This window comes from Chitinophaga fulva, assembly GCF_012927205.1.
Classification (GTDB): Bacteria; Bacteroidota; Bacteroidia; order Chitinophagales; family Chitinophagaceae; genus Chitinophaga; species Chitinophaga fulva.
This window is the reverse complement of the sequence record NZ_JABBGC010000001.1, coordinates 1,190,174-1,210,448: the sequence shown is the minus strand read 5'-3', so window position 1 is coordinate 1,210,448 and position 20,275 is coordinate 1,190,174. Positions and strand designations below refer to the sequence as shown.

At 48.5% G+C, this 20,275-nt stretch carries 14 protein-coding genes; 9 read left to right on the top strand and 5 right to left on the bottom strand.

What is annotated here, in order from left to right:
- Positions 1 to 133 precede the first annotated feature (133 nt).
- The 5 genes from prs to HHL17_RS05120 all read left to right on the top strand — a co-directional run bounded on the left by prs (position 134) and on the right by HHL17_RS05120 (position 7,605).
- Positions 134 to 1,063 (top strand): ribose-phosphate diphosphokinase, encoded by a 930-nt coding sequence (gene prs / locus HHL17_RS05140; RefSeq protein WP_169223691.1) that lies wholly within the window; start codon positions 134 to 136, stop codon positions 1,061 to 1,063.
- 142 nt (positions 1,064 to 1,205) lie between these two features.
- Complete coding sequence (locus tag HHL17_RS05135; protein ID WP_169223690.1) at positions 1,206 to 1,661, top strand: GNAT family N-acetyltransferase; 456 nt, start codon at positions 1,206 to 1,208, stop codon at positions 1,659 to 1,661.
- A 115-nt stretch (positions 1,662 to 1,776) separates the two neighbouring features.
- Positions 1,777 to 5,229: a SusC/RagA family TonB-linked outer membrane protein gene (locus HHL17_RS05130; RefSeq protein ID WP_169223689.1), complete on the top strand. Its 3,453-nt coding sequence runs from the start codon at positions 1,777 to 1,779 to the stop codon at positions 5,227 to 5,229.
- Between the two features lie 11 nt (positions 5,230 to 5,240).
- Positions 5,241 to 6,731 carry a SusD/RagB family nutrient-binding outer membrane lipoprotein gene (locus HHL17_RS05125; protein ID WP_169223688.1) on the top strand — a complete coding sequence of 497 codons (1,491 nt, stop codon included), beginning with the start codon at positions 5,241 to 5,243 and terminating at the stop codon, positions 6,729 to 6,731.
- Between the two features lie 163 nt (positions 6,732 to 6,894).
- Positions 6,895 to 7,605, top strand: a complete 711-nt coding sequence (locus HHL17_RS05120; protein ID WP_169223687.1) for a DUF2490 domain-containing protein — start codon at positions 6,895 to 6,897, stop codon at positions 7,603 to 7,605.
- Between the two features lie 119 nt (positions 7,606 to 7,724).
- On the opposite strand, the gene HHL17_RS05115 is transcribed toward HHL17_RS05120, so the two are convergent.
- From HHL17_RS05115 to HHL17_RS05105, 3 genes are all read right to left on the bottom strand, one after another.
- Complete coding sequence (locus tag HHL17_RS05115) at positions 7,725 to 8,204, bottom strand: YcxB family protein (protein ID WP_169223686.1); 480 nt, start codon at positions 8,202 to 8,204, stop codon at positions 7,725 to 7,727.
- A 22-nt stretch (positions 8,205 to 8,226) separates the two neighbouring features.
- Entirely contained in the window at positions 8,227 to 8,775 is a 549-nt protein-coding gene (locus HHL17_RS05110) for a hypothetical protein (protein ID WP_169223685.1), read from the bottom strand.
- A gap of 558 nt (positions 8,776 to 9,333) precedes the next feature.
- Complete coding sequence (locus tag HHL17_RS05105; RefSeq protein ID WP_169223684.1) at positions 9,334 to 12,657, bottom strand: vitamin B12-dependent ribonucleotide reductase; 3,324 nt, start codon at positions 12,655 to 12,657, stop codon at positions 9,334 to 9,336.
- A gap of 336 nt (positions 12,658 to 12,993) precedes the next feature.
- On the opposite strand from HHL17_RS05105, the gene HHL17_RS05100 reads away from it, so the two are divergent.
- A complete protein-coding gene (locus HHL17_RS05100; RefSeq protein WP_169223683.1) occupies positions 12,994 to 13,752 on the top strand; it encodes a geranylgeranylglyceryl/heptaprenylglyceryl phosphate synthase in 759 nt (252 codons plus the stop codon).
- A gap of 98 nt (positions 13,753 to 13,850) precedes the next feature.
- Here the strand turns inward: HHL17_RS05100 and HHL17_RS05095 are convergent, their stop codons facing one another.
- Positions 13,851 to 14,579: a LytR/AlgR family response regulator transcription factor gene (locus HHL17_RS05095; RefSeq protein ID WP_168870486.1), complete on the bottom strand. Its 729-nt coding sequence runs from the start codon at positions 14,577 to 14,579 to the stop codon at positions 13,851 to 13,853.
- A gap of 100 nt (positions 14,580 to 14,679) precedes the next feature.
- A complete protein-coding gene (locus HHL17_RS05090; RefSeq protein WP_169223682.1) occupies positions 14,680 to 15,729 on the bottom strand; it encodes a sensor histidine kinase in 1,050 nt (349 codons plus the stop codon).
- A gap of 225 nt (positions 15,730 to 15,954) precedes the next feature.
- Here HHL17_RS05090 and dxs point away from each other — a divergent pair, with 225 nt between their 5' ends.
- The 3 genes from dxs (at position 15,955) to HHL17_RS05075 (ending at position 20,269) form a co-directional block, all read left to right on the top strand.
- Entirely contained in the window at positions 15,955 to 17,880 is a 1,926-nt protein-coding gene (gene dxs, locus HHL17_RS05085) for a 1-deoxy-D-xylulose-5-phosphate synthase (RefSeq protein WP_169223681.1), read from the top strand.
- 111 nt (positions 17,881 to 17,991) lie between these two features.
- Complete coding sequence (locus tag HHL17_RS05080) at positions 17,992 to 19,032, top strand: ferredoxin--NADP reductase (RefSeq protein WP_169223680.1); 1,041 nt, start codon at positions 17,992 to 17,994, stop codon at positions 19,030 to 19,032.
- A gap of 94 nt (positions 19,033 to 19,126) precedes the next feature.
- The gene (locus HHL17_RS05075; protein ID WP_169223679.1) at positions 19,127 to 20,269 is read left to right on the top strand and encodes a PAS domain-containing protein; all 1,143 of its coding nucleotides are present in this window, start codon (positions 19,127 to 19,129) and stop codon (positions 20,267 to 20,269) included.
- The last annotated feature ends 6 nt before the right edge of the window (positions 20,270 to 20,275 follow it).

Genomic DNA, 20,275 nt, shown 5'->3' with positions numbered 1-20,275 from the left:
ACTAATCTATCAAATTTAACGTTCCACCCGCAAATGAAAAGTTAAAAAAGCGGGTATGTGACAGTGCTCGGCCGCAAAAATATTAATTATCAGCCTTATAAATAGCTTATTTTTACTTCAATTCACCATTATCATGCCACAGAAGATCATTTTTGCTACACAGCACTATCAATATCTGAAAGACCGTATCCTATCACTGCCAGATGCTCCCTGGGAAAACGGAGAACTGGAAATCCGTGATTTTCCGGACGGAGAACACTATCACCGCATCGTCAGTGAAATCAGCAACAAAGAAGTCGTCCTCATAGGCGGCACCATCGATGATAAAGCAACACTCGAACTATACGACCTGGCCAGCGGCTGCATACAGCTGGGCGCCCACTCCCTCACCATCGTGATCCCTTTCTTTGGATATTCTACCATGGAACGAGCAGTCCAATACGGCGAAATCGTTAAAGCCAAAACAAGGGCGGTTCTTTTTTCTTCGCTTCCCAACACTTCGCGGGGCAACCGCATTATGTTGATAGACCTACATGTGGACGGTATCACCTGGTATTTTGAAAATGATGTCCGCCCTGTACATCTCTACGCGAAAGACTTTGTAAAAGAAGCGGCCCTGGAGCTGGCTGGCGGTCAAACCTTTGTACTGGCCAGCACAGACGCCGGCAGGGCCAAGTGGGTGGAATCACTGGCCAACGACTTTCATGTACAGGCCGCATTCGTCTTCAAACGCCGTATCTCCGGCGAAGAAACCGCTATCACCGCTATCAGTGCGGATGTGAATGACAAAATTGTGATCATCTATGATGACATGATCCGCACCGGCGGCTCTCTGCTCCACGCCGCAGAAGCCTACCGCGATGCCGGCGCACGCGATATCTATGTCATCACTACACACGGCATCTTCGCGGGCAACGGATTTCAGAAAATCAAAGACAGCGGCATCATCAAAGGCATCGTCTGCACCGACACACATCCCAACGCATTGCTTATTCAGGATGAGTTCCTGCAGGTCAAATCCGTCGCTCAACTTATCGTGAACGCCATCAACGCTAAAAGCTAGGCATTGTAAATCAGCCTGTATCCTTATTTTCAGCCTGCCCCTTGGCAGGCTATTTGTTTTACCCCCTGTGTGCGGATGACTGTAGCATATGCTCCCGGCCCACGTTGTACCTTTATGGCACACTTTAATCAAAAAAAAATCAATGCTGGATTTTCGTATAATCGAATACGGTAGTTGCGACTACCACGATATGGTAGCACTTCGGGATGAAGTACTCCGGAAGCCGCTGGGACTAACATTTTCAACTGAATACCTGCAGCAGGAAATGAATGATATCCTCGTCGGAGGATTTCAACAGCTCAACGAAAAACAACTGCTCGCAGGTTGCTGCATCCTCTCACCTTTCAGTGAAAACACAGTGCAGCTGCGGCAAATGGCGGTTTCACCCTCGCTGCAGGGAAAGGGTATCGGCAGGGAAATTATCCAGTTCGCAGAAACAACAGCAGTGAACAACGGGTTCGGAATACTAACGATGCACGCGCGCAAAGAAGCCATAGGCTTCTATCGGAAACTGGGCTACGAAATCTGTGGAGAAGAGTTTACAGAAGTGGGCATTCCACACTACGAAATGAGGAAAAACCTGATAAAATCAATTTAAGCCCATTGTAAAAGGGCTTTCGATTGTATTGTTATTTGATATGTATTGTCCAGATAACAATAAGCAGTCTGCAAGAACTGCACAAAAAATTTGTAACCAAATCAAGCACTATACAATGAGAAGCCATGTACTAGCCTGGTCGGGGCTGTGCTATGCCTTTTTCTGCTATACCCCCAGCAGCGCATACACGAAACCCGAAAGGTATCTCACCGTCCAGCAGCAACCTGCGGATACTACCGTTCCGGTTGTTATCAAGCCAGCTGCTGCTGACACTGCCGCCAAACCCAGGCAGGATACCACCAAGAAACCCACGCAGGATTCCGTGAAACCCAAACAGGATACAGGACTGATCCTCCCGCCAGATGACGCTACGATAAAAAAGGAAATCGGGCAGTTCACGCTCAACGGCCTCGTAAAGGACGATAAAGCGACACCCGTTCCTGGTGCACTCATCCGTAATAAGTCCACCGGCACCAACGCTCAGTCAAATCCGGATGGTAAATTCACTATCAAGGCTAAACAAAACGATACCATCACGATAACTTCGCCAACGTTCGGAGACCAGACGATCATTGTGGAGAAAAAAGAACCTTTGAACATCACGCTCACACCTGTAAATGCCAACAAAAAAGTATTGGGAGAAGTGGTAGTTACCGCCCTCGGTATCAAGAAAAACCCACGCTCCGTAGGTTATGCCATGCAGGAAGTAAGTGGTAATGCTGTACAGGAAGCGAAAGAAGTGAACTTCGTCAACGCCCTCACCGGTAAAGTGCCCGGCGTACAAATCAATACCAACACCGGCTCCATGGGCGGCTCCTCTAAAATCACCATCCGTGGCGTAAAATCCATCCTCGGTGATAACAACGCCTTCTTCGTCATAGACGGTGTACCCATGCAGAACAACAGCACCAACGATCCGGGTCAGCTCAACGGCGGCGGTGGTTACGACTTCGGCAGCCCGCTCCAGGACATCAACCCGGAAGATATCGAAAACATCTCCGTGCTGAAAGGTGCAGCCGCCACGGCCCTCTATGGCAGCCGAGGCGCCAACGGTGTACTGCTCATCACCACCAAAAAACGTCCCGACAGCGAACGCGGTATAGGCGTAACCTATAGCCTCAATGCCCAGGTCGATCAGGTATACAAACTACCTACTTATCAGAATATGTATGGCGGCGGCGCAAGCCCCCGCTTTGATACACTCTATTACAACCAACACCCCGAAGCTTTCCTCAACGAACAAAGCGCTGCATATGATGATAATAACGGGAAAGGCCGGTATGATCTCATGCCACAGTACTATGAAGATGCTTCCTGGGGCCCGCGCCTGGATGGCCGCCTCGTGCGCCACTACTGGTCATGGGACAAAGCCAAGGGCAATCCGCTCTTTGGTCAAACTGCCCCGTGGGAGGCACATCCCGACAATGTGAAGGATTTCTACCGCACCGGCTTTACGCTCACCAATAATATATCCATGGCCGGTAGTAACGACAAAGGAGGCTTCCGCCTGTCTTATGGCAACATGAACCAGACCTTTGTGCTGCCCAATGCTACCACCAGCCGTAACAACCTGTCGTTCAACGGTAACTACGAAGTAACCAAAGGCGTTAGGGCTGTGGCCTCTGTGAACTACGTAGGACTGAAAGCCAAAGCCCGCCCTGGCACCGGTTTCACCGGCCCCAACCCGGCCCTTCAGTTCACCATGTTCGGACAGCGCCAGCTCGATATCGAGAAAGAGAAAAACTTCAAATACAGCGATGGTTCACAGATCACCTGGAACCGTAAATCATGGAGCGATCCAGCTGTACAGTTCAGCAACGGCCCATACTGGAACCGTTATATGGACTATGAAACCGATAGCCGTAACCGCCTCTTCGGTTATGCCGGCGTAGACATCGATGCTACCAAATGGCTGTCCTTCACCGGCCGCGTATTCATGGACGACTACAATACCCTCGAAGAAGAAAGGACCGCCAAAGACTACCTCGTTGGTGGCTATATCAAAAGGGTACGCACTTCCCGTGAAATGAACTATCAGGTTACTGCCGATATCAAAAAAGATTTCAGCAAGGAATTCCAGCTGAATGCAAGTGTAGGTGGCAACATCATGCACCGCAAATGGACCACCACAGGCGGTAGCACACAACAAGGCCTGCTGGTGAAGAATGTGTACAACCTGAACAACTCCGTGCAACCGGCAAAGGTCATCGACGATTTCGCCGAGAAACAGATCAACTCTGTATTCGCTACTGCCAACCTCGGTTATAAGAACATGCTGTTCCTCGACCTCACCGGCCGTAGCGACTGGAGCTCCACCCTGTTAAAAGGCAACAACCAATACTTCTATCCGTCAACATCCCTCTCTTTTGTTTTCTCTGATCTGCTGAAAGAATGGAAATGGCTGACCTTCGGCAAAGTAAGGGGAAGCCTTGCTGCCGTGGGTAATGACGCGGATCCATACCGGATCTACGATACCTACGAGTTCCAGCCGCCTTTTGGCAACTATCCGGTGACGCAGTCTTCTGCCACCAAATACACCAGGGACCTGAAACCGGAACGTACTACCGAAATAGAAACAGGGGTAGAACTGAAGTTCCTCGATAATCGTATAGGCGTTGACTTTACCTACTATCGCCGCAGGACCAAAGATCAGCTGATCTACCTGTCACTGCCCGCTGCTACCGGCTACACTACTGCGTATGCTAACGGTGGGGAAGTGGAAAACAAGGGTATTGAAATTGGCCTTAACCTGAACCCCATCCGCCTGAGAAACGGCTTCCGCTGGGATATCAATGCCAACCTCTCCCGCAACCGCAATAAGCTGCTCAGCATGAACATCGACCAGTACAATACCAGCCTTCCTGTGTATCTCATCGGCACCGACCGCCGTACACAGAAAGTTTCTGTAGTGGCCATGGTAGGGCAACCGCTGGGCACGCTCATCGGTACCGACTATACGTACCTGAACGGAGAAAAAGTAGTAGATGCGAAAGGCCACTATGTGCCTACCACTACCAGCGTTCCTCTCGGTAACGCCTATCCGGATTATGTAGGCGGTGTTACCAACACCTTCACCTATAAAGGCATCTATCTGTCAGCGCTGGTTGACTTCCAGCATGGCGGCAGCTTCTTCTCCTACACCAACCTGTACGGAGAGAAATCAGGCTTGCTACAGACTACCGTGGAAAACAATATCCGCGAAAACGGTATCATAGTGCCGGGTGTAACAGCTGATGGTCATCCTAATACTGTTAACATCACCGCACAGGACCACTTCGCGGCCAATGGTGGTAACGTTATCAGCCGGGCCAATATGTACGACGCCAGCTATATCTACCTGAGAGAAGCAAAAATCGGTTATAACCTGCCGGAATCATGGTACAAAAAGATCGGTGCGCAAAGTGCCCGTCTCTCCCTTTATGGCCGTAACCTGTGGCTGATCAAGTCCAACGCGCCTAACGTCGATCCGGCCAACATCATCAACTCCTCTTCCAATATACAGGGGATTGAAGGGGGAGCACTGCCTTCGCTGCGCTCTTATGGTTTAAACCTGAATGTATCATTCTAAAATTTGTGAAGATGACCAACAAGATTCTGAAATATAGCTCCGCTTTACTGCTGCTGGCCGCCATGGCGTTCACCGGTTGTAAAAAGCTCGATGATATCAATCACGACCCAACCAAACCCACTACTGCGGAACCGCAGTACTTGCTGGCCGGCGCGCAAAAGGCCGCTATGGACGTGCTGTACAGCGGCCTGCAGAACGGGTATATTGCCATGCATTATGCCCAGTACTGGTCTGCCAATTCCCGTACAGATGACAGCCGCTACAAGCTGGATGAAGGTAACAACTCCACCATGTGGAACAACCTTTACCGTATCTCGCTGAACAACCTGGAAACGATCGTACGGCAAAATGCCACCCAGCCAGCAACACCACAACTGGCCGTTCAAACAGCCATTGCCCGTGTTTCTTCCTGCTGGATATACCAGATACTGGCAGATGCCTATGGTAATGTGCCTTATTCTTCCACGTTCCAGCTGGATGCAGGCAATCTCAAACCTGCTTACGACGATGCGAAAGGAGTCTATGGCCATCTCCTCGATACCCTGCAGGCACAGATCGCCATATTCGACGCCAATAAAGGCGTGACCGCCACCGGCGATGTGATCTACAACGGCAGTGCCGATAAATGGGCCAAACTGGCACATTCACTGATGCTTCGTATAGCCATGCGCATGGCCGACGCAGACGGTGCTAAAGCCAAACAGATCATCGAAGCCCACTATCAGCAGGCATTTACGAGCAATGATGATAATGCACAGTTCATTTACCTGAATGCTGCGCCTAACAAATTCCCCTTCAACGATTCTGAAAGGGAAATCCCTGACTTCTTCGTCAGTGCCACGCTGGTGGATTACATGCAAACCACCGGCGATCCCAGGCTCTCCATTTATGCCCGTCCTTCCAAAGACGATAAAACGTTGAAAGGCATGCCATATGGTTGGGCCAGCTCTGATGCCAGCAGACCTTCCCCCGGGCACTTTTCCTACCCGGGTACACAGATCTACAGCGCTACCATGCCAGGCATCCTGATGAACTATGCCGAGGTGGAATTCATCCTGGCGGAAGCAGCCGCCCGCGGCATGACCGTGGGAGAAGCCTCCACTCACTATATCAACGGCATCAAAGCCTCTGTTGATTACTGGAAAAAACTGACCAATAACACGGGCATAACAGACGCTGTCGTTGACAAGTTTGTGGGCGGAGTACCCTACGATGCGGCCGACTGGCGCAACGTGATCGGTACCCAGAAATGGCTGGCACTGTATCCGCAGGGCTTCCAGGGCTGGTATGAGAGAACAAGGCTCAATTTCAAAAAGCCGGGCGGCCAGGCATTTTTCATTGCCCCTGTTTCCGGTAGCATGGACCAGTCAGCTCCCTTTGTGCCTTACCGCCTTACTTACCTCGTCACTGAACAGACGCAAAACCAGGCTGCTTACACGGAAGCAGCCAAAGCGATCGGAGGCGATCTGAAAGGCACCAAATTGTGGTTTAACAAATTTTAACAAAATACTCACTCAACTAAAACAATCAGCCGGCGCCTGCTTCTGCAGGCGCCTTTTTTATGCCGTCTCCTGTAAATCTCCTGTGCCATTCTCCCTTTCTAAAAATTCGTAAATGATTCCGCCTTATCTTTAAGCCCCCCTATAATAAGTTTTAAGTGATTTTATGAAGAAAGTACTGTTATTACTGGTCGTAATAGCCCTATCGCGCTATGCTACGGCCCAAGAGACCGCGCACGCCTACCAACACTGGTACACTTATTTCGGGAATGTAAAAATCAATCAACGCTGGTCTGTTCCTTTTGATATACAAGGGCGTATCCGCGACGGTATCAGCAACAAAGGACAGCTGTTGATGAGAGGAGGACTACAATACGCCATTACCCCACAACATCAGGTATTATTGGGTTACGCCTTCGTGCCCACCTATAACAACATTAGCAATACCTGGCTGCCGGAACACCGGGTTTTCGAGCAATACATCTACAAAGCACCCAAAATAGACATGACCCACCGTTTCCGGCTGGAACAGCGCTGGGTAGCCCAGCCTAACAGTCCGGATGCCGCTAAGACCATCGGTGACTGGAAATATGGCAACCGTTTTCGTTATTTTAACCGTACCCAGCTCAACGTCAGGCATAATCAGCAGTCTACCCGCTTTTATGTGGCCTTACAGGACGAAATATTCCTGAATTTGTGGGGAAATGATATCAGCAGCCTTTTCTTTGACCAGAACCGTTTTCTGACCGCTTTTGGGTATAAACTGAGTGGTTCCCTCAAAGCAGATATCGGATACATGAATCAGTTCATTCAGGGAGGCAGTGGCGCGCGAAATATGAATCACATATTGCACTTCGCGGTTTTCCAACAACTATAACAACATGATTGTCATGATTATTGCTGATTTAACTGAGTCTAAAGGTCAAATAGCCGATCTCCACACATCAGGCGAATCAGCAATAATCCTGTCTGTCAGCGGTTCAATAATCCTGATTATCAGCGATTTAGTGGCTCTACCATCTCCTTAAATCCCTGGTAAGCATCTTCTGTTTTAAAGGCGCTGATGGGAATCAGGAAGAAGGTCTTTTGGTCGCGATAGAGAAAGAAGAATTTTTTGGTTTCCACCACTTTGGAGAAATTATTCCAGCTGATAGAACGTAAATGGTCACTGGAACGGGTGGCTATCTGGATGCCTTCTTCAGAGTAGCGAAGATGGATATCATCCTTGAAGGTGGCGGCTTTGTTGTAAATGGAGATAGGGAGGAGGTACCAGAAAACGAGCCCAAGCAGGAGTACCATGATGGTGATACCAGAGAGGGTACCAGGTGTGACCAGGTTAAAGGCATAACCCGCGACAGTAGCCAGCAGCAGAATAATAAGGGTGTTACGGAACACCTTTATTTCTCCCCGATGCATAAAATGATAGCGTAATGCGTGCAATACATCTCCCTTATTATAACTGAACTCTAACTGCATTAGGCGCCTGGCAAAACGATTTTTATCTGTTTACGGAAATCGACATAGGGTTATCCATTTCATCACGTACAGTAACAGGTGCTTCTTTCTTACGGTTGCGCTTCAAAGTGGAAAGATACTCCTCATTAAAGCCCGGAAAGTTTTTCTTGATGAAAAGGAAATATTGTTGCAAGGTCTTCGGGTCCACTTTAAAAGGGAACGCCGGTTCCTTACCACTTCCTTTCAGGAAGTCGTTGGTGTTTATTTTTGTTTCGTTTTGTAAATACCATTTGTATAGGTCCACAATAGCTTTTTCCAACTCTGCTTCATCTACTTTCTCTCCCGTCTCTACCCGGGGGAATAATAACACAAACTCTTCAACCCTTACAGGCTTGGGCTTATCATTATTCCTGGCATTATTACGGTTATCGTTGTTATCCCCGTTTTTATCTCCATTGTTGTCCCCGTTCTTGCAACCGGTATTGGTGTTGTCTCCATTACCATTACCGTTGCCATTACCATGAACAGTGTTGGCATTTGCTGATGTGGCTGCGGCCAAAACTACCAACAGCATGAACAACAGCTTTGTCATAAGGCATCCAAATTTTTCGAGTCTTAAAAATACACTAATATTCCGAGATTTCTAATCCAGAAAAAAAATACGTATAACCACGCATACCCCCTGAAAAAACAAAAGCAATGGACGAACCATTGCTTTCGAGAGTCATTTACAGTGCATGATGAATCATGCGGTGTAGGAATATTTGGTTTTTCATAGGACAGTAACCATAATAAAAATTAATACAATAACAAATATAATAAAATTATATGGTGACAGAAGAAGAAGTCTAAAAATTAAATAATTTTTAATATGAGATCGAAAAATCTCAGAAATGAAAAATAAACGCCTTTAAATTAGATAAAACAAAATATGAGATTATCCCCGTACCGGGAGAAGTGAAGAGAAAGTAACCAGAAACCGGTCCTTTGATCAGGGTTTTTTAAAAAAGTAAGGGCGCCTAGAAAAGCGCCCTCAATTTGTTACTATCCTATGAAAACCCTATTTGAATACAAAGATAAGTGCATGTTATTTTTCTTTGAAATTTTAAAGGCACAATAACATCTCGTTAACAAGAGTTGCAACATCGAATCAGCTACAACCCATGCTGTTACCGCAGTTCAGGCATTTGTAACATGTGCCGGATCTTACCGTGATATGTCCGCAAACGTTACAGGCAGGGGCATCACGCTGCATGCTGCGCAAATAATCCTGTGTACTGCTTTCTCCTTGATGCGCCGCAACTGCTTGCTGCTTGGGCGTCTTCGGAGCATTCGCTGACTGACCGCTACTAACGGTTACACGCATACCGGATAAAGATGGTGTATCCATCGGCTCATCATCATCTTCTTCACCGGTATTTCCCGGCGCATCCAGCACATGCACCAGGTCTGTGCGCCCCAGGTATTCATATCCCAACACCCGGAAAACATAGTCCACCAGCGACGTTGCGGATTTAATATTCGGATGGTCCACCATACCGGCAGGTTCAAACCGTGTAAACACAAACTTGTCCACAAACTCTTCCAGCGGAACACCATACTGCAATCCCACAGAAACCGCTATGGCAAAGCAGTTCATCATACTCCGCAAAGTAGATCCTTCTTTCGCCAGATCAATGAATATTTCTCCCAACGTACCATCATTATATTCACCGGTGCGCAGGAAAATAGCCTGACCACCTACTTTTGCTTTCTGCGTGAATCCTCCGCGTTTGGAAGGAAGCGTTTTCCGCTCTACAATGCGGGACAACTGCCGCTTCAACGTTGTGTCTTTGCTGGCCATCATCCGCCTGTTTACTTCCTCCAACAACTCATCAATAGTTGCCTGTTCAAGGTCGGGCAGCTGTACGGCAGTAGCTGTTACTGCAGCAGTCGCATCAGCTTTTTTCTTTTTATCAGTCTTGTTGCTCAACGGCTGACTAAGTTTGCTGCCATCACGATAAAGCGCACAGGCTTTAAGGCCCAGCTCCCAGCTCAGCATATAAGCGTCTGCTATCTCATGCACTTCTGCTTCATGCGGCAGGTTGATGGTTTTGGAAATAGCACCGGAAATAAAAGGCTGCGCGGCTGCCATCATCCGGATATGCCCATGCGGATGAATATACCGCTGTCCATGTTTGCCACACTTATTGGCACAATCAAACACCGGTAAATGCGCCTCCTGAAGGTAAGGAGCCCCCTCTACTGTCATGGTGCCACACACATAGTCATTAGCCGCTTCTATCTCGGTATCCTGGAACCCAAGGGCATGCAACAGGCTGAAATCAAGATTAAAGTACTGCTCCGGCACAAAACCCAGCCTTTGCAGGCAAGCTTCTCCAAGGGTATATACGTTAAACACAAAAGAGATATCAAAGGAAGAGGACACCGCAGTATCCAGTTTTTTCAGCTCTTCAGCAATGAAACCTTTTTCGCTGAGCGACTGATGATTGATATAAGGTGCTCCCACAAAAGAACCGGTGCCCTTTGCATAGTCCACGATCGCCTTGATCTCATTCGACTGATAACCCAGGTTCTGCAAAGCGGTGGGGATAGATTGATTAATGATCTTGAAATATCCGCCACCTGATAACTTCTTAAATTTCACCAATGCGAAATCTGGCTCCACGCCGGTCGTGTCACAGTCCATGACCAGCCCGATAGTACCTGTAGGGGCAATCACCGTCGTTTGTGCGTTACGGTAACCATGTTTCTCTCCGGCCTGCACGGCTTCATCCCAGGCCCTTGTAGCGGCTTTCAGCATATAGTCGGGACAATACCGCGCATCGATGCCCCGTGGCGAAATTTCGAGCGCTTCGTAAGCTTCTGCGGCATCATAAGCAGCAGCCCGATGGTTACGCATGACCCGTAACATATCCTCCCGGTTTTCTTCAAACCGTGGAAACGCTCCAAGGTGTGACGCCAGCTCTGCAGAAGTCTGGTAAGCCACACCAGTCATAATAGCTGTAATGGCGCCCGCAATACCGCGCGCCTCTTCACTGTCATATGCAATACCACTCACCATCAGCATGGAACCCAGATTGGCATATCCCAGCCCCAGCGTCCGGTAATCATAACTCAGCTGCGCTACCTCTTTGGAGGGGAACTGGGCCATCAGCACAGAAATCTCCAGTACTGTGGTCCACAGCCTGACGGTATATTCAAATCCCGGTACATCAAAAAGCCCCTTTTCTTCGTCAAAAAACCGCCGCAGGTTCACCGATGCCAGGTTACAGGCGGTATTGTCGAGGAACATATACTCTGAGCAGGGATTGGAAGCATTGATACGGCCACCCTTCGGACACGTATGCCATTCATTGATAGTAGTATCATACTGAGTACCCGGATCGGCACAACGCCAGGCGGCATAAGCGATCTGGTCCCACAGGTCACTGGCTTTGACGGTCTTTACGGCTTTACCGGTAGTACGCGCTATCAGGTCCCAGTCGCCTTCGGCTGCCAGTTGTCTGAAAAAGCAGTTGGGGATGCGAACGGAATTGTTGGAGTTCTGTCCGGATACGGTCCGGTAGGCTTCTCCTTCATAATCGGATGAATAACCGGCAGCAATCAGGGCTGCCACCTTTTTCTCTTCTTCCACTTTCCAGTTGATGAAGTCCAGCACCTCCGGATGGTCCAGGTCCAGGCACACCATTTTGGCTGCCCGGCGGGTGGTGCCACCCGATTTAATAGCGCCGGCTGCCCGGTCACCAATTTTCAGAAAGCTCATCAGTCCGCTGGAAGTGCCGCCACCACTCAGTTTCTCTCCTTCGCCCCGGATATGGGAGAAGTTAGTGCCTACACCAGAACCATACTTGAAAATCCGGGCTTCTCGCATCCAAAGGTCCATAATACCGCCATCACCCACCAGGTCGTCATCTACACTGAGAATAAAACAGGCGTGGGGCTGGGGCCGCTCATAAGCTGATGTCGACTTCTCCAGCTGACCGGTATTTTGTTCTACGTAATAATGTCCCTGCGGCTTGCCTTTGATACCGTAGCTTTCATACAAACCGGTATTGAACCACTGTGGTGAATTGGGCACACAGGCCTGGTTCAGCATGCTATACACCAGTTCCTCGTAAAAGGTCTGTGCATCATCCCCGGAGGCAAAATAACCATACCGCTCGCCCCAGGCCCGCCAGCAATTGGCCATACGATGCACCACCTGTTTAACCGACGTTTCCCGGCCCAGGCTGCCGTCTTCCTGGGGCACGCCGGCCTTTCGGAAATACTTTTGCGCCAGGATATCCGTCGCAATCTGCGACCACCCCTGAGGCACCTCTACATTGTTCATTTCAAACACCACGTCCCCACCGGGATTACGGATCACCGAAGAGCGGAGGTCATACTCAAACTGTTCATACGGACGCATTCCTTCTTTGGTAAAGTACCGGGGGAAGGCCATGCCACGCTTGCTGCTTGCTGGATTTTTCATACCCAAAATTTTTTCCAGGATTAAAAAGAATATGTGAAAGGGGGGTGCTCTAAAATTAGTTTTAAAAAGTCTCGGGAAGCTGGATTATTTTGCACAACTTGTGGATAATTGAAACAACACTTTCCGGGCAGGATTGTTATAAAGCAGACTAAGACCATAAAATCCGGCTCAAAATTTGTCGCTAACAGAGATTTTCCCGAGTGGATGCATCTTGAAATGCCATTAGATATCATGTAGTTCATGAATAGAAAATGAATTGCATGCATATTTATTTAGCATTGTGGGTTATTAATAAAAAAATTATACATTTGCGACAACCGGAACAATGCGCTATTGATGTACAATAAAATATACACTTCGTTCATCGAAAGAAAGGCTAGGAAAGAAAAAGCATTCGCGGTTTTAATTGATCCGGATAAGGTGACTCCTGCTGGCATCATTGAACTCGCGGCAAAATGCACCGCTGCCAAAGTTGATTATATCTTCCTTGGTGGTAGTCTGGTCATCACCAATCATCTGGATGAATGCGTGCAACAATTGAAAGCCAGTTGCGACATTCCTGTTATTTTGTTTCCAGGAAGCCCTTCGCAGGTTTCGAGATATGCAGACGCACTCCTTTATCTTTCCATGATTTCAGGCAGGAACCCTGAGTTATTGATCGGTCAGCACGTAGTATCCGCTGCGGCTGTTAAAAAAAGCCAGCTGGAAGTTATTTCCACCGGCTATATGGTCATTGACGGAGGCGCTCCTACCACTGTTTCCTACATCAGCAATGCCACGCCCATTCCTGCCGATAAGGCGGATATTGCGATGTGTACTGCTATGGCAGGAGAGATGCTGGGCATGAAAGTGATCTATATGGATGCCGGCAGCGGCGCCCGTAACCCCATCACAGAAACAATGATCAGCAGGGTCGCCAGCCAGGTGGAAGTACCCATCATCGTAGGTGGCGGTATCCGCGATGCTGAAAAAGCTTACCGCAACTGCAAAGCGGGCGCCGATATTATCGTAGTAGGCAATGCCATCGAAAATGATATCTCCCTGATCAAGGAACTGGCCGATGCGGTACATTCTACCGCCCCCATCACCATTTAGTCATTTGATTATTAGAGAATTTAGATATTAAAAAAGCGGAGATCATCAAATGATCTCCGCTTTTTTGTTAATATCAAAAATAGCTTAATATCCAGGTATCACAGGCTCATCATCTCCTTAAACTTAACGGCCTGACGACGACTGACTTCAATCTTTTCACCTCCCTTCATCTCCAGTAGTAACCCACCGTTGAAGTAAGTGTCGATCTTTTCGATCATCCGCAGGTTGACAATATGTTTACGGTTGGCCCGGAAAAACACCCGCTCGTCCAGCCGCTCTTCGAGGGCATTCAGCGATTTCAGGATCAACGGCTTGTTGCCTTCAAAATAGACCCGCGCATAGTTGCCTACGCTCTCAAACAGCCGGATCTCCTGCAGCTTTACAAACCAGCAACGATCGCCGTCTTTCACAAACACCTGGTCATTCTCCGACAACAGGGTACGTATCCCTCCGGAAGCAGCCAGCCGGTCTTTTTCGTCCTGCTGGTGCAACTTGTGAATGGCGTCAGCCAGCCGCTTGGGCTCTACCGGCTTCAACAAATAATCCAGGGCATTGTACTCAAATGCTTTCAGGGCATATTCGTCATAGGCTGTCGTAAAAATCACCTGAGGTGATTTCTCCAGCTCGGCCAGCAAATCGAAACCCGTTTTGTCGGGCATCTGGATATCCAGAAACAGCAGGTCAGGATGCAGATTCTCTATCTTCTCTATACCATCCTTCGCGTTCACTGCTTCGCCCACCACCACTATCTCCGGGTGGTCCGCCAGCAATTTTTTCAGCTCACTCCTGGCCAGGCGTTCATCATCTATTATCAATGCTTTTTTCATTGGCAATATGAAGTTTGGTTGATGACAATTTTTTTATCAACATTTAAAGCTATAGCCAGGCTCAACGCCCCGCTATAGCGGTTTCCGAATAACAAGTGAATCAGAGTAACGGCATCATCACACGTGCTTCCACCGTTGCCTCATCTTTATTTCTGATATCAAAGGTAGCCCTGTTTCCGAACAAAAGGCTTAATCGTTGCCGTGTGCTCTCCAGTCCAAAACCATGGCTGTTTACCATATTCTTTTCTACCAGTTGCCCGGTATTTTCAATGGTAATTTCATGTTCCATCCCCTTCAGTCGCGAACTAATGAACACCGTTCCGCCGCTCACTATCCTGGAAATACCATGTTTGATGGCGTTCTCCACGAGCGTTTGTAACATCATGGGCGGCACCTGCAGCTCCAGGGTGTCTGGATCTATCTCGTACCGCACCTGTAACCGTTCCTCAAACCGGATGTGTTCCAGTGCAAGGTAATCTTTTACAATATTTAATTCATTTTCCAGGCTCACGGTCTCTGCCTTTTCAATAGCCATGGAACTACGGAGAATGTTGGACAGTTCTGTGATCGCCGTCCTGGCCCGCGGCGGATTCTCATCCACCAAAGCCCGGATGCTGTTCAGTGCATTAAAGATAAAATGAGGGTTCAGTTGTGCTTTAATGGTCTTCAGCTCCAGTTCCTTTACTGTAGACTCCAGCTTCAGCCGGTCTACCTGCGAAGTCCGGGTCCTGTCTATATAGTGCCAGATGAAATAAATCACCCACCAGATAAAAGAAGTAGCAAAAGAGGCCAGATACCCTCTTTCTGCCAGCATCATCAGAAAATTTCCTCCCTTCGACCGGTTTCCACCCATATAATCCAGCAACAGATTGTATCCAAAGTACCATACCATGTTGGTACATATCACCAATACCAGGAAGATAATCAATTGTCTTTCAAAGCTATAGCCTTCCCACCCCTTGAGCTTGTTTAAGAGGGTCCGGAATAGATGAGTAGAAGCAACACCGGAAATGATAAAGATGATCAAATAGATCGTCACTGCCGACAGATCAGTCTTTTTCAGGGTGAAGTTGAAGAATAAAGTGACCAGAAAATACACAGACCACCCCAACAATTGCCCCCACCAATATTTGGATACTTGTTTAAGCATTAATTCAAATTAGTAAACTTCCCCAGTATTCCAAAAATACCTTATGGGCCTACCCACCGGAACCTAAATGTTATAAATGGTGAATCAGAACCAGTAAATGGCGAATCCCCTGTACCGAATGGCGGATTAACAGGAAATAGGGGGTTTTTCCCGCCAAATGTCGCCGGATAACCCATATTTTTTAGTAGTTTTGTTTTTAATTAAACCCTGAACCATCAAAACAATATGAATATCACGGCCGGTTCACTTTTAAGCCAGATAAACTCCCCAGCGGATTTGAGAAAGCTGAGTAAAGATCAGCTGCATCAGGTGTGTGAGGAACTGCGTCAATACATTATTGACGTGGTAAGCGTGCATGGTGGCCACTTCGCCGCCAGCCTGGGTGTTGTAGAGCTCTCAGTAGCCCTGCATTATGTCTTCAATACTCCTTATGACCAGCTGGTATGGGATGTAGGACACCAGGCTTACGGACATAAAATCCTTACCGGCCGGCGCGAGGCCTTCCCGACCAACCGGAAATACAAAGGCATCAGCGGGTTTCCAAAAAGAGACGAAAGCGAATACGATACCTTCGGAGTAGGGCACTCCTCTACCTCCATCTCTGCTGCATTGGGCATGGCCATGGCCTCCCACTACAAAGGAGAATTTGACCGCCAGCACATTGCCGTTATCGGCGATGGCGCTATGACGGCCGGAATGGCTTTTGAAGCCCTCAACCACGCAGGAGTGGCCAATGCCAACGTGCTGATTATCCTCAACGATAACTGCATGTCCATCGATCCCAATGTGGGCGCGCTCAAAGAATACCTGACAGATATCACCACATCGCCCACCTACAACAAACTGCGTGACGATGTATGGCATCTGCTCGGCAAACTGCCTGTAGGTAAACGCTTTACCCGCGAAATGGCCTCCAAACTGGAAGCCTCCCTCAAAGGCGTGGTGTCTAAGTCCTCCAATCTCTTTGAATCACTGCAATTACGGTACTTCGGTCCGATAGACGGTCATAATATCACTAAACTGGCCGATACGCTTCAGGACCTGAAAGATATTCCCGGCCCTAAACTGCTGCATATCGTTACCACCAAAGGTAAAGGCTATGCCCTCGCAGAAAAGGACCAAACTACCTGGCATGCGCCCGGCCTCTTCGACAAAATCACCGGTGAAATCTTTAAAAAACCGGTCGACAGGCCACAACCGCCTAAATACCAGGACGTTTTCGGCCATACGATCATCGAACTGGCTGAAAAGAATGAGAAAATCATTGGTATCACGCCCGCCATGCCTTCCGGCTCCTCCCTCAAATTTATGATGGAGAAAATGCCAGACCGCGCATTCGACGTAGGTATCTGCGAACAACACGCTGTTACCCTCTCCGCCGGTATGGCCACCCAGGGCATGCGTGTGTTCTGTACCATCTACTCCTCCTTCTTCCAGCGTGCCTTTGACCAGGCCGTACACGATGTGGCCATCCAAAACCTGCCGGTTATCTTCTGCCTCGACAGGGCAGGCCTGGTAGGAGAAGACGGCCCCACCCACCACGGTGCCTACGATATTGCCTACATGCGCAGTATCCCCAACGTGATCATCAGCGCTCCCATGAATGAAGAAGAGCTGCGTAACCTGATGTACAGCGCCCAATTGGAAGAAAACACCCATCCATATGTGATCCGCTACCCACGCGGACAAGGCGTGATGCCTGAATGGCGCACTCCATTCAAAGCCATCAAAGCCGGTACCGGCCGTAAAATCCGCGACGGTAAAGAGATCGCTATCCTGTCCTTCGGACATGTGGGCAACTTCGTGACAGAAGCCTGCAAAGAACTGATCAGCGATGGTCTGCAACCTGCACACTACGATCTCCGCTTTGTAAAACCACTGGATGAAGCCATGCTGCACGAAGTATTCAGCAACTTCAGCAAAGTGATTACCGTGGAAGACGGCTCCATCACCGGCGGCGTAGGCAGCGCTGTACTGGAATTTATGGCAAAGTATAACTACAACGCACAGGTGAAAATGCTCGGTATTCCCGATAAGATCATTGAACATGGCAAACCGGAAGAACTGTACCGCGAATGTGGCTACGATCCATCCGGTATCGCCCGTGCCACCAGAGAAATGCTGCGGGAAAAAATCACCGTCACCGTATAATCAATTACGAATTATAATACGAATTGAGGGCTATCATGTAAGTAAAATTTTTACCTATGTGATAGCCCTCAATTCGTAATTCATAATTTGTAATTCGTAATTTAGCCGGATATGTATTTGCAACTAAAGATTGTTGACATAAAAGTAGAAACGCCCGGCACTAAGACCTACTACCTCGAAAACACCACCCCGGAGCCTGTAGTATATCAGGCCGGACAATTTCTCACATTTGTCATTCAACTTAATCATAAAGAACATCGACGCTCCTATTCCCTCAGCTCTACGCCCGGAATAGACCCGGTGATGGCTGTCACCATCCGGGAAAAGGAAAACGGAGAGATATCCCGCTACCTGCTGCGCACCTGGAAGACCGGTGACATCCTGACTGCCCTCGAGCCCTCCGGCCGGTTCACTTTTGAACCATCGCCTGAAGAACGCGATATCTTTCTGCTCGCCGCCGGTAGCGGCATTACCCCGGTGTTCTCCCTGCTCAAACAAATGCTCAGGGATGAACCAGCGTCTAAAATCACGCTCATTTACAGCAACAGCACCCTGGAAAGGACCATCTTTTATGAACAACTGCGGACACTCGAACAACAACATCCGCGGCTCAATGTCCTTTTCCTCTTCAGCAACGATCCTGACAGCCACCATGCCTCCCGCCGGCTCAATAACATCCTGCTGGAGCTGCTGGTCAATGAACATCTGCTGTATCATCAGGACGCCGCACAATTCTTCCTTTGCGGCCCTCCGGAATACATGCGCATGATCATGCTCACCCTTCACTTTATGGGCTTTAAAGACGCGCAGCTGCATAAAGAAAACTTCGTGGTTACCACAGAAGCCAAACTGGCCCGCACCTCACTTCCCACTGACGACACGCCCCGTGAGGTGAACATACTGCTGCGCAACGAAACCTATACATTGTCCATCCCGGCCAATCAAACTATTCTCAGCTACGCACTGGAACATGATGTGCCGCTGCCATACAGCTGCAAAGGCGGTGTCTGCGGTTCCTGTACCGCACAATGTACCAGCGGGAAAGTTTGGATGTCAGTCAATGAAGTATTGACTGACAAAGAACTGGCAGAAGGACTTATCCTCACCTGCGTGGGTTATCCCGTCAGCGAGCAAGTTGACATCGAATTATAAATAATCAGAATATAAATAGTTTTATTAATCATATCACTCTGATTATTATTTTTTACATGCGCAGATTTTCGTTAAATTTTAGCAAATTCGAGAAATGCAACGCTCCCCGATTAAGATTGCAGGTTTGTGTTTGCTTTTTGTAATCATTGTTATCAATGCTTATCTCCTCACCGGAAGCGAATCATCTACTCAAAAAACCTGGCTTATACTCAACGAAACTGTACTCTGCAGCGCTTTTCTGCTGTTAACCGCCACGCTTATACGTAAACAACCGGTTTCCCAGTTCGAGAATCTGTACATCAATCATCCCATCCCCATGTGGATCTATGACAAGGATACCCTTCGTTTCCTGTTCGTGAATGAAGCAGCCTGTAAAAAATACGGCTATACGCACCAGGAATTCCTGGCCCTCACGATCAAGGATATACGAGAAAATGAAGAGCTCGATGCGTTAATGGAGAATGTCCGTGACCGCTGCAATGGAGCTGAATACCGGGGTATCTGGAAACATCGCCGTAAAAACGGCGAGAACTTCTTTGTCGAGATCTACGCTCACTCCGCTTATTATCAGGGGAGGGAAGCCCGCTTTATCATGGCCAAGGATGTGGATGACCAGGTGCGCGCCGCCAAAGAAGCCCACCAGCTGGGCATCCGGTACGAACTGCTGGCCCAGGCCACCAACGATGCGCTCTATGACCGCAATCTCATCACCAATGAAGTGCTCTGGAAACACGGGCTTGAAAGTATGTTCCAGCATCCCACCCAACCGGACACCGATCTGTTTGTGTGGTGGAAATCCAATATCCACCCGGCTGATGGTCCTGCAGTCATGGCCTCACTCGATACCTGCCTGCAAAACAAGAACAGCTCCTGGTCGCAACAATACCGCTTCCGCTGTTCCGATGGTACGTTCAAATATGTGGTGGACCGGGCGTTCATCATCTATGAAAACGACCGGCCCACCCGCATGATAGGCATCGTACAGGACATAGACCAATACGTGAAACAGGCAGTACGCCTCGAAAAACAAAATAAAACCCTGCGGGAAATAGCCTGGATCAATTCACATGAAATACGCAGGCCAGTGGTGTCTATCCTTAGCATCACCAACCTGTTTGATAAAAGCAATCAGGACGTGCATCTCAATTCCAGGCTGATGGAATGGCTACACCAATCCACCCGGCAGTTGGATGAAATCATTCACAAAATAGAACACAAGGTGAAAAGTATCGAATAGTACGGG